Raw genomic sequence first — 787 nt, 5'->3', positions numbered from 1 at the left:
GCCCGATCACGGATACGCTGGGTTTTCGCGTTGCGGTCACCGGTCTGAACTCCGACGACTGGCAGAAGAGCTACACGCGCGACGACACCAACGGCCATCAGTCTTATATGGCAGGACGGCTGCTGCTGGACTGGAAGCCCACGGACACCGTCAAGCTGGCGTTGAACCTGAACGGCTGGATCGACAAGTCGCAGCCCCAGGCGCAGCAGCTCGTGGTCGTGAGCGAGCAGGTTCCGGCCTATTCCAATCCCGCGCAGCATAACTATCCCTTCCCGCCGAATAATCCTCGCGCCGCGGACTGGTCCAACCAGGTTCTCGATCCCAGTCTGGGGGTGGTCGATCCGGTGACGGCGAGACCGCGCCGGGGACGGCGAAGCTTGGGGATTTCGATCCTTTCAGCAATCGCAAATTCTATCAGGCGTCGCTGCGGCTTGACGTTGATTTGACGGACAGCATCGCGCTGACGTCCATCACATCCTATGATGATTTCAGGCAGCGGCAGCGCACTGATGGCGATGGCATGAACCTTGCCAGTTTCGATCTGCAGAAATCCGACGGCTATATTCACTCGTTCAACCAGGAGTTGCGGATCGCGAGCAGCGCGAGCGGGCCGCTCCGCTGGATGGTGGGCGGCAACTATGAGAAAAGCACCACCTATGCCGATTCCGATGAAGTCGCCCCCCGTTTCCGGGATGATTACGCCCCCTGATTCCGAGATGAAGTCGCCCCCTCGGAAGCGGGGCCTTTCGGCAATGCTCGTTGTTGTGTCGTTCGCGGCTGCCGTCAA

The 787-nt window shown here is 60.4% G+C and carries 1 protein-coding gene and 1 pseudogene; both read left to right on the top strand.

Annotation, left to right across the window (positions count from 1 at the left end):
• Positions 1-446, top strand: a pseudogene (locus QMG56_RS23260) (hypothetical protein); the annotation flags it as partial.
• A complete protein-coding gene (locus tag QMG56_RS23255) occupies positions 443-709 on the top strand; it encodes a hypothetical protein (RefSeq protein WP_281825279.1) in 267 nt (88 codons plus the stop codon). The pseudogene QMG56_RS23260 and the gene QMG56_RS23255, both read left to right, overlap by 4 nt.
• The last annotated feature ends 78 nt before the right edge of the window (positions 710-787 follow it).

The organism is Sphingobium sp. BS19 (assembly GCF_027925545.1).
Classification (GTDB): Bacteria; Pseudomonadota; Alphaproteobacteria; order Sphingomonadales; family Sphingomonadaceae; genus Sphingobium.
This window is presented reverse-complemented; position numbering and strand designations above follow the sequence as displayed.